We start from the raw sequence: 8,415 nt of genomic DNA on the forward strand, positions 1-8,415 counted from the left end.
GCGAGCCCGGCGGCCCGCAGCCGCAGGTGGCCCGGTGGGACGCCGGGGCGGGCGGTCCGGTGCGCCGACAGGCGGCAGCGGGCGAGCGCGGCCAGGGCGGCGTCGGCGACGGGGCCCTCGCCGTCCACGCTCACCCACAGGTCGCGCAGGGCGGCCCAGGCGGCGTCGGGATCGGGCGCCGCCGACTCCAGCCAGGACCGCACGGCAGGGGGCGCCGGCTCGCCGGGCGCGACCCGTACCAGCAGGTCGTTCTCCTGGAGCTGACCGACGAGCACGCCCGCGGCGCGGCGGGTGCCCGGGTCCGGGCAGAGGGCGTCCAGGCCCGCATCCGTCACCCCCGCCTCCAGGAGCGGGCGCAGGTGCTCCCACAGCGGCCACAGGCCCGCCGCGCCCTCCAGGCTCACCGACGTGCCCCAGGCCCGCAGGTGGATGCCGTCCGGCAGGCGGCTGGCCCGCACGACCGGCCTGAGCCGCAGCACGGCGGCGTCCGGCGAGCCGTTCACCGGGACCTCACCACGGGCTCCAGGAGCTCACGCCAGCTCATCCCGTTGATCTCCTCCACGGCCCGGCTGAACAGGTAGGCCGCCAGGTAGCGCTCCACGGGCCGCAGGTCGCACAGGGCGAGCAGCCGGTAGAGCACGTTCGTGGCGAACCGGTACAGGCCGAACTCCCGGCTGACCGCGATCCGGGGGAAGTTCGACCGGTTGAGCAGCTCGTGGTAGTCGCTGAAGCGGCGGCGGGAGAAGTCCCAGCGGATCTCCGTCTCGCCGCCGAACCCGGCCGCGACCGCCGCGTGGCCGTTGCGGCTGCCGATCAGCGCCCCGGTGTCCAGCGTGGCGTCCGCGTGCCGCCAGGCGGCCGCCGACCAGTCCCGCCAGCTCGCCGCCAGCGCCCGCAGGTCGCCGGGCACGGGCTCGGCGGGGTCGGGGGCGGGGTCAGCGTGGTCAAGGGCGGCCACTGCGGGGTCGGGGGCGGCGGCGGCGCGGACGATGGCGCTCACGCCGGGCCCGTGCGCCGACCAGTGCCGGTCGAAGGCGGCCCGCAGCGTCCCGCCCGGGTCGTCGTGGGCGAGGAAGTCCTCGACGTGCGACAGGAACGACTGGTAGCCCCGGCCGAGCCCGGCCGGGTAGTTCGCGCTGTGGGCGGTCATCGCGGCCAGGGCGACCGCGATCCTGGCGCCGGCGGTGTCACCCCGGTCGGCAAGGTAGCTCAGGGAGCCGGCCACGGCGTCGAGCCCCAGCGCGAGCAGCGCACAGCGCCCGGCCACCGCCTGCGGCGAGCCCAGCAGCGCCGTCAGCGCGCCGAGATCGGCCTCGCGCACCAGGACGGTGTTGTCCGGCCGGATCGGCGTGTAGGGCCCGGGGACGAGCTCGGCCCGACCGGCCGCCTCCGCCTCCGCGAGCAGCGCCGCCTCGTCCACGGCCACGGTGGAGGGATGCTCCGCCAGGTGGCGGCGGCACGCGTCGGCCGCCCGCTCCGCCGCCGCCTCGGCCCCCGCCCCGGGCTCGAACCGCAGCAGGACGTGCGGCCCGTTCAGCCAGTGGCGGTCGAGGTGGACGGCGAATCCCCCGGCGGACAGCGAACGCGCCAGCGGAATGAAATGGCGGCGCAGCAACGGCGCCTTTTCCGGGTCGAAATAATGGCACACGACGTCGATCATGTGTGCGCTCCATTGAGTCGTTGCGAACAATGGCGCCCGTGCGGCCAGGCGCCGATGGAAAAGCGCCCGGCCGCAGGACGATGCGGAAAACTACTGCTGCTCGACGGACGAGCAGCACGACGACGACCCGCAGGTCGAGCTGGAGTCGCTGCTCGACGAGCCGGACGTGGCCCCGCCCTCGGGCACGGCCACGGCGTCACGCATCACCGTCACCTGGAGCCCGCTCAGGTCCAGGTCAGCGAGGTCGAACCGGGTGGTCACGGACATGTTCTTCACCTCCTCCGCGTCACGGTGGGCCGAAACGACATCCGCAGTATGGGTGGGCCCGGCCGGCCGCCGCCTGACAGGAGAAAGGCGGTATTGACACGGTCCGGCCGCGCGAAGTAAAGGCCGATAAATCGCCGGAATTGCCGTCTTGACGCTGCGAATTGACCGTGAATACGCTGCAGCCGTTTTCATCGGGAACCTGACTGGCATGGGCGGGCACATGAATGCCGTAGAGGTCGAGAATCTCACCAAGAAATACCCGGGCGCGCCGCAGCCCGCGGTCGACTCGCTCAGCTTCCGCGTGAATTCCGGCGAGGTGTTCGGCGTGCTCGGGCCCAACGGCGCGGGCAAGACCACGACCGTCGGCGTGCTGACCACCCGGATGCGCCCGACGGGTGGCCTGGCGAGAGTCGGCGGCGTGGACGTGGCGAAGGAGCCCACCCGGGTCCGGCGGCTGCTCGGCGTCGTCCCCCAGCGCAACAACCTGGACCGGTCGCTCAGCATCCGCCAGAACCTGCTCTTCCACGCCGCCTACCACGGCGTGCGCCGGGCCGAGCGGCGGCGGCGCGCCGGGGAGCTGCTGGAGCGCATGGGGCTCGCGGAGCGCGGCGACGACTGGCTCGACAACGTGTCGGGCGGCCAGGCCCAGCGCGTCATGATCGCGCGGGCGCTGATGCACGAGCCGCGGGTGCTCTTCATGGACGAGCCGTCCACCGGGCTGGACCCGCAGTCGCGCATCTTCGTCCACGCCTGCGTACGGGAGCTCAAGGAGCGGGGCGTCACCGTCGTCCTCACCACCCACCAGATGGAGGAGGCGGCCAAGCTCTGCGACCGGGTCGCGATCGTGGACCGGGGCCGGCTGCTGGCCCTGGACGCCCCCGCCGCCCTGGTCCGCGAGCTGCCGGGCAGCACCACGCTCACGCTCTCGTTCGAGCCCGGCCGGGCCCCGGACGAAGACGTGGACGCGGCGCTGACGGCCGTCGAGACCGTCGAACGGGTCGAGGCGATGCCCGGCGGGCGCGTCAGGCTCTACACCTCCCGCGAGCCGGGCGAGGTCCTGCCCGCCGTGCTCAAGGCGCTCGCCGGGCACGGCATCGCGCTGACCGGCCTGGACGTGGCCCGGCTCGGCCTGGAGGACGTCTTCCTCCGCCTGACCGGACGGGAGCTGCGATGAGCGTCCTCGACGAGCGCCCGCCCACCGCGCGCGCCTTCGCCGCCGTGCTCGGCCGCGACCTCGTGGTCACCGGCCGGGAGCTGCCGGCCTTCCTGGCGCAGGTCCTGCTCCAGCCGCTGTTCATCCTGTTCGTCTTCGGCAAGGTGCTGGCCGACCTCGGCTACGTCGGCGGCGGGTTCGGCGACGTCCTGCTGCCGGGCGTCATCGCCCTGAACGCCTTCGTCGGCGGGCTGCAGAACACCGCCCTGCCGCTCACCCTCGACTTCTCCTTCAGCAGGGAGATTGAGGACCGGCTCCTGTCGCCCCTGCCGACCCGGCTGGTGGCGATGGAGAAGATCGTGTTCGGCACGATCCGCGGCGTCGTGGCCGGCGCCGTGATGATCCCGCTCGGCCTGCTGATCCTGCAGGACGCCACACTGGCGCCCGCTTCCCTCCTGCCCGCGCTCGCCGTGATGGCGCTCGGCGCCTTCGTCGGCTCGGCCGTCGGCATGGTCGTGGGCACGGCGGTCTCCCCGCGCGGGATCAACGTCGTCTTCACGGTGGTGCTCACACCGCTGATGTTCACCGGCGCCACCCAGTTCCCGTGGCCCGGCCTGGACCGCCTGCCGTGGTTCCAGATCGTGTGCGCGGTCAACCCGCTCACGTACGTCAGCGAGGGGATGCGCGCGGTGATGGTGCCGCGGATCCCGCACATCCCGCTGTGGCTCTGCCTTCTGGTCCTGGCCGTCGCCGGCGCGGTGGCGGCCGAGGCGGGCATGCGCGGCTTCGGCCGCCGTGCCGTCGATTGAGAAGGGAGGCCCGTCCCACTCCGCAGAACCGCATCCGAACAGCACGAACCATTGATGAAAAGGGAGAAACCCCCCATGAACGCACTGGCCTTCGATGTCGAAGACCTGGCCCTGGACGAGCTCTCGGTGACGACCGTGCGTGACGGCGTCGCGCTGCCCGACACCGGCGCGTCCTCGTCGAGCTGCATCTCCTGGATGTCCTCGTCCTCGTGCTGCTGCTGCACCGAGCCTCAGTGACCGCCCAGAAGGGAACCCCGCCCATGTCCAGCCTCTCCTTCCAGGTCGAGGACCTCGACCTGAACGAGCTGTCCGTCACCACCATGCGCGACGGCTTCGCGGTGCCCGACACCGGCGCATCGGCCGTGAGCTGCTCCTACCTGACGGACTCGTGCAGCTCCTGCTGCTCGATCAACCCGAGGTAGGTCATCCTCCCGGCCGTCTCACGGCGGCCGGGAGGTCACCCGCGAACGAGGAAACATCGATGACCAGCACTGTCGAGAACCCCGTAGCAGTGGGCGCGGGACAGTTCGAGGCCGCGCCCTTCGCCGTGGTCAGGCGCGCCGCCCTGCCCTACCCCGAACGGCCCGCGGCGGCCGAGCCCTTCCGCGCCGCGGTGCGCGCGCTGACCGAGGCGCTGCGCGGCGCCGCCTCCGCCGCGCCCGCCCTGGCCGACGCGCTGGCCGCCAGCCTGCCCGGCCACCCGGCCGCCTTCCACCGCGGCGTCGTCCTGCCGCTGCGCCGCGACGTGCACAACGGCCGCGTCCCGCGCGAGTCGCTGCTGCGTGAGCTCGGCGACCTGCCCGGCCGGGTCGCCGGGCTGGCGGCCTGGCTGGACGCCGTCCGCGACCGCAAGACCCTGAGCGGCCTGCTCGCCGCGCCGGACGGCCCCTGGGAGGACGCGCTGGCCGCCGAACGCGCCGTGCTCGCGGACCTGTGCCGGGCCGAGCCGCTCCGCCTGGCCGTCACGCTCACCGGCCGTGACCTGCTCCACGGCGTGGACAGGACGGCCGCCCGCCAAGGCCGGCCCGACAAGCGGGCGCGCAAGGCCGAGCCGACCGTCCTGCGGTACGCCCTCCGCGCCACCTCCAAGACCAGCCCGCTCTCCTGGTACACGCTGGTCGGCCTGGGCTGGTGGGACACGGCCCAGGACCCGCGCCCCGCTGTGCCCGCCGTTGGGCCCGCTGCCGCCGTGCAGGCCAACCGGGTGCTCGTCACCAGGCTGATGGCCGCCCTGCTCGGCCAGGCGCAGTGCCCGCACCGCCTCGCGCCCGGCCTGCGGGAGGACGGCGACCGGGTGCTCTTCCACCGCGACGTGCCGCTCCCCGACTCCAGCCACCTCTACGGCACCACGGAAGAGCTCGTCGACGTCGGCCTGACCGGGCCCATCCGCTTCCTGATCGAACGGCTGCGCGACACGCCGGACGGCCTGACCCCCAGGGAGCTGGCCGCCGCGCTGGCCGTCCACATCCAGAGCGCCGACGCCGACGCGATCGCCACCCGCTACGTGCGGAAGATGACCGAGATGGGACTCCTCGTCCCGGTCTGGCCCGTACACGTCCAGGATCCCGACATCCTGCGCTCCCTCGCCCGCTGGTGCCGCGAGCAGGACCTGACGGACGTGGCCGCGCGCCTCACCGCCATCCGGGACGCCACCCGCTCCTTCACCGGCCTGCCCCCCGCGAGCAGGCGCGACAGGCTCGAAGCCCTCGCCGACGACTGGCGGCTCCTCGGGGAGCGGGCCGGCGCCGACCTGACCGGTGCGCCCGTGCTCACCGAGGACGTCACGCTGCCCGGCCCGCTGAGCCTGCGCGCCCGCCACGGGCGCGACCAGGTCCCGGCCCTCACCCGGCTCACCCCGCTCGTCATGCTGTACGACCACCACCTGGCCATCCGGCGGCTGGTCGCCGACACGTTCACCGCCCGCCACGGCGCCGGCGGACGCGCCCCGATGACCGCCGGCGCGGCCATGATGTCGGAGGTCTGGCGCGACCTCCTCCAAGGCGACCCCCGCGAGCGGCGCGTGCCGGAGGACCTGCGGAGCGCCCGCGAGATCGTGGCCGAGATCATCGCCGCCGCCAACGGCCCGGACGCGGCCGACGTCGTCATCCCCGAGGAAGCCGTCACGGCCGCGCGCGACCTGCTGCCCGGCTGGGCGCGGGCCCGCCCCGCCTCCTACTCCTTCTTCGCCCAGCCCCTCCCCGGCGGCCTGGCGATCAACCACGTCTACGCGGGATTCGCCCGCTTCACCAGCCGGTTCCTGCCCCACCTGGACCCCTCCGCGGCCACCGCCGTGGCCGGCTGGCTGCGCCACCTCCTCGGCGAGGACGTCGCCCAGTTCCGGCCGCTGATGGGGTTCAACGCCAACCTGCACCCGATGGTGCTGCCCGAGGAGGTGGGCGAGGACCCGCGCTGGGCCGGCCTCACCCTCGACGACCTGGAGATGGTCCACGACGAGCACACCGGCCTGGTCCGCATCCGGCATCGCGGCTCCGGCCGCGAGGTCAGCGTGCTCTACCTGGGCTTCCTCGTCCCGTTCGTGCTCCCGTACCGGACTGCTCCGCTGACCGGCGACCTGAGCTGCGGGTTCCCCTCGCTGACCAGGTTCGTCACCAAACGCACCGTGGACGGCGTGACCGCGAGCGGACGCCTCACCTACGACGGCATCGTGCTCAACCGCCGCCGCTGGGCCTTCGACGACGACGCGGCGGCGCGGCTGCGCGAGCAGTGGACGGCCGAGCACCCCGCCGTCGCCGCCGCGCACCTGCGAGCCCGGCACGACCTGCCCGAGCACGTCTTCCTCGAAGCCGGGGGGAGCGCCGCCTCCCTGGAGGGCTTCCTGCGCAGGCTGCGCGCCGCCAAGCCGCAGTACGTCGACCTCGGCAACGCCCTGCACCTGCGGTGCCTGCCCACCTACCTGGCCCGATACCCCCAGGAGCCGGCCTTCGTCGAGGCGCTGCCCGTCCCGGGCGCGGCGGGCGACGGCGAGCCGGTGACCGAGCTCATCATCGAGACCTGCTGGAGACCACAGTGACCGAGCTCGACGTCGTCTGCTACTACCACGACCCGGTCAAGGCGCCGCTGGTCAGGGCGGCGGTCATCCCCGGGCTCCGCGCCGCCCTCGCCGCCCGCCCCGGCGTGCGCGGCCACCTGGAACGCCACTGGCTGCACGGCCCCCACGTACGGGTCCGGCTGCGCGGCCCCGACGGGCCCGTCGCCGCCGCGGCGGACCAGCTCGCCGCACGGCTGCGCGAACACCTGCGCCTGCACCCCTCCACCGGCTCGCCCGGCGCCCCCGAACTCCTCTCCCACGCGCGCAAGGCGGGGCTCCTGGAGCTGGTCCCCCCGCCGTACGAGCCCATCCACGCCGACAACACCGTCACCGTCGGCCCCGCCGAGACCGGCCGCGTCGCCGCCCTGCTCGGCTCGGCCGCATCGGTACGGCTGCGCGCCGACTCCCTCGAAGCCGGGCTCCCGGCGCTGGAACACTCCCTCGACCGGCTGGCCGGAACCGGCGACAGCGCGGCGGGACGCATCGAGCTCGCGGTGACCGCCATGGCCGTCCACGCCGCCCGCTACCCCCGCGGCCAGGCGCTCGGCTACCACTCCTTCCTCTCCCACGTCGAGGACTTCCTGTTCCACCACGACCCCGACGGGCGGCTGCGCCGCGCGTTCGAGGCGGGCTGGACGCGCAACCGGGCCCAGGTGCTCGAACTCGTCGGCCGCGTGGCCGACGGTCACCCGACCGACCAGGTGGAAGCCGCCTGGCAGCACTGGACCATCACCGCCCGCCTCCTGGCCGAACCCGCCTTCGACGGCGGCAGCCTGGCCGTGGAGCTCAGCCGCGGCTACACCGAGCAGGCGGCCAGGCTCGGCGACCCCGACACCGCGCGGCGCTGGAACCCCGCCGAACGCACCGCCCTCAGCGACTACCACCGCGCCCTGCGGGTCGTCGACTTCTCCCGGCCGGAGCTCGCCCGCGCGTTCGCCGTCTACCGGTTCGGCACCAACGTGCTGTACCAGCTCCTGGCCGTGTGCGACGTCACGCCCGTCGAGCGCTACCTGGCGGCGAGCATGGTCGCCGCCGCCGTGCAGGAGCTCAACGGCACCACGTGGCGCGCCCAGCTCGGCGAGACGGGATGAGGCCGATGCTGCTCCGCCTGCGCCCCGTCGTCCACGCCACCCCCACCCCCACCGGCCTGCACGTACGCGGCTGGACCTCCAGCTTCACCGCCGAAGGCGGCGCCGGGCTGTGGCGGCTGTGGGAACGCCTGTCCGTCCTGCTCGCCGACGGGGTGCCCGCCGCCGAGCTGACCGCTCCCGCCGGGCTGCCCGAGCCGGTCGCCAAGGCGCTGGAGCTCATCATCGCCCAGCTCCGCGAGCACGACATGCTCGTCGAGGTGCCGTCCGGCTGGGGGAGCCCGGGGCCCGGGATGCCGCCCGCCCGGGTGGCCGCCTGGCTGGAGTCCGCCGCCGCCGACCCGGCGCGCGCCTGGGAGCGCCTGTCGGGGGCCGCCTACGCGGTCCGC

Annotated in this window: 10 protein-coding genes; 7 read left to right on the forward strand and 3 right to left on the reverse strand. The window is 74.4% G+C overall.

Features of this window, described 5'->3' with window-relative positions; translation table 11 throughout:
- From KME80_RS48605 to KME80_RS48615, 3 genes are all read right to left on the reverse strand, one after another.
- A partial coding sequence (locus tag KME80_RS48605) for a hypothetical protein (protein ID WP_219519423.1) occupies positions 1-503 on the reverse strand: 503 nt, incomplete at its 3' end.
- Complete coding sequence (locus KME80_RS48610; protein ID WP_219519426.1) at positions 500-1,660, reverse strand: lantibiotic dehydratase C-terminal domain-containing protein; 1,161 nt, start codon at positions 1,658-1,660, stop codon at positions 500-502. The genes KME80_RS48605 and KME80_RS48610, both read right to left, overlap by 4 nt.
- A 90-nt stretch (positions 1,661-1,750) precedes the next feature.
- Positions 1,751-1,927 carry a thiazolylpeptide-type bacteriocin gene (locus tag KME80_RS48615; RefSeq protein WP_219519431.1) on the reverse strand — a complete coding sequence of 59 codons (177 nt, stop codon included), beginning with the start codon at positions 1,925-1,927 and terminating at the stop codon, positions 1,751-1,753.
- Between the two features lie 220 nt (positions 1,928-2,147).
- Here KME80_RS48615 and KME80_RS48620 point away from each other — a divergent pair, with 220 nt between their 5' ends.
- From KME80_RS48620 to KME80_RS48650, 7 genes are all read left to right on the forward strand, one after another.
- Complete coding sequence (locus tag KME80_RS48620) at positions 2,148-3,101, forward strand: ABC transporter ATP-binding protein (protein ID WP_219519435.1); 954 nt, start codon at positions 2,148-2,150, stop codon at positions 3,099-3,101.
- Positions 3,098-3,889 carry an ABC transporter permease gene (locus KME80_RS48625; protein ID WP_219519438.1) on the forward strand — a complete coding sequence of 264 codons (792 nt, stop codon included), beginning with the start codon at positions 3,098-3,100 and terminating at the stop codon, positions 3,887-3,889. Before KME80_RS48620 ends, KME80_RS48625 begins: the two co-directional genes overlap by 4 nt.
- Before the next feature lie 75 nt (positions 3,890-3,964).
- Positions 3,965-4,126, forward strand: a complete 162-nt coding sequence (locus tag KME80_RS48630; RefSeq protein ID WP_219519441.1) for a thiazolylpeptide-type bacteriocin — start codon at positions 3,965-3,967, stop codon at positions 4,124-4,126.
- A 23-nt stretch (positions 4,127-4,149) separates the two neighbouring features.
- A complete protein-coding gene (locus KME80_RS48635) occupies positions 4,150-4,311 on the forward strand; it encodes a thiazolylpeptide-type bacteriocin (RefSeq protein ID WP_219519446.1) in 162 nt (53 codons plus the stop codon).
- A gap of 59 nt (positions 4,312-4,370) precedes the next feature.
- On the forward strand, positions 4,371-6,920 hold the full coding sequence (locus KME80_RS52475; RefSeq protein ID WP_219519448.1) for a lantibiotic dehydratase: 2,550 nt from the start codon (positions 4,371-4,373) through the stop codon (positions 6,918-6,920).
- Positions 6,917-8,029 (forward strand): lantibiotic dehydratase C-terminal domain-containing protein, encoded by a 1,113-nt coding sequence (locus tag KME80_RS48645; protein WP_219519451.1) that lies wholly within the window; start codon positions 6,917-6,919, stop codon positions 8,027-8,029. The genes KME80_RS52475 and KME80_RS48645 overlap by 4 nt, the downstream gene beginning before the upstream one ends.
- Positions 8,030-8,034: 5 nt before the next feature.
- Positions 8,035-8,415 (forward strand): hypothetical protein (locus KME80_RS48650; RefSeq protein WP_219519454.1); only part of this gene is annotated, 381 nt, incomplete at its 3' end.

The sequence above is a fragment of the Nonomuraea ceibae genome (assembly GCF_019396325.1).
Classification (GTDB): domain Bacteria; phylum Actinomycetota; class Actinomycetes; order Streptosporangiales; family Streptosporangiaceae; genus Nonomuraea; species Nonomuraea ceibae.

What these genes read in the sequence shown, in the direction of transcription:
- KME80_RS48610 (WP_219519426.1), bottom strand. Translation starts at nt 1,660, where the DNA reads ATGATCGACGTCGTGTGCCATTATTTCGACCCGGAAAAGGCGCCGTTG.
- KME80_RS48615 (WP_219519431.1), bottom strand. Translation starts at nt 1,927, where the DNA reads ATGTCCGTGACCACCCGGTTCGACCTCGCTGACCTGGACCTGAGCGGG.
- KME80_RS48620 (WP_219519435.1), top strand. Translation starts at nt 2,148, where the DNA reads ATGAATGCCGTAGAGGTCGAGAATCTCACCAAGAAATACCCGGGCGCG.
- KME80_RS48625 (WP_219519438.1), top strand. Translation starts at nt 3,098, where the DNA reads ATGAGCGTCCTCGACGAGCGCCCGCCCACCGCGCGCGCCTTCGCCGCC.
- KME80_RS48630 (WP_219519441.1), top strand. Translation starts at nt 3,965, where the DNA reads ATGAACGCACTGGCCTTCGATGTCGAAGACCTGGCCCTGGACGAGCTC.
- KME80_RS48635 (WP_219519446.1), top strand. Translation starts at nt 4,150, where the DNA reads ATGTCCAGCCTCTCCTTCCAGGTCGAGGACCTCGACCTGAACGAGCTG.
- KME80_RS52475 (WP_219519448.1), top strand. Translation starts at nt 4,371, where the DNA reads ATGACCAGCACTGTCGAGAACCCCGTAGCAGTGGGCGCGGGACAGTTC.